Here is a 677-nt window from a genome sequence, read left to right as displayed (position 1 = left end):
TTGCGCTCGCCGTGGATGGTGCGGTGTTCCTCGGCCTTGAGTTCGCTGTAGCTGTTGGCTTCAACCGTGTCGTGGCGCTCGTGGCCAACGCGAATCTTCTGGTCGTGCTGGATGTTTTCATCCCAGTCGCGCTGGGCGTGGACGAAGATCTGTTCGGCGCCTTGCTTGTCTTCGATGCGCACTTCGTTGAAGCCGGCGCCGCCCGGCGAGCTCAGGGTCTTGAATACGCTGCGGGTCTTGTTGGCCGGCAGTTCATAGGGCGCCGGGTGTTCCTTGTGGTACAGGCAACCGCTGATCAGCGGCTGGTCGGGATCGCCTTCGAGAAAGTCCACCAGCACTTCCATACCGATGCGCGGGATGGCAATGGCGCCGTAGCGGTCGCCGGCCCAGCTGGAGGCGACCCGCAGCCAGCAGCTGGTCCGGTCGTCGCCCTGGCCTTCGCGGTCCCAGTGGAACTGCACCTTGACCCGGCCGTACCGGTCGGTGTGGATCTCTTCTCCTGCCGGGCCGGTGACCACCGCGGTCTGGCTGCCCAGGACCCGGGGCTTGGGGTGCTCCAGCGGCGGGCGAAAGAATACCTCCCAGGGGGTGGCGAGGAAGCGGTTGCGGTAGCCCTGCTGGAAGCCGTCTGCGGTCTCGGTGTCGCTGTTGATCGATTCCTCCAGCACTTGGGGCTG

1 protein-coding gene is annotated in these 677 nt (G+C 65.4%); it reads right to left on the bottom strand.

The genetic code is table 11. The features are described from left to right. The coding region (gene tssI / locus AC1RL5_RS31855; RefSeq protein WP_492628939.1) for a type VI secretion system tip protein TssI/VgrG at window positions 1–677 on the bottom strand (677 nt) is incomplete at both ends.

Source organism: Pseudomonas sp. GW822-FHT06D10 (assembly GCF_058799535.1).
Note: the sequence above shows the minus strand (reverse complement) of the source record. Positions and strands in the feature narration are given on the sequence as shown.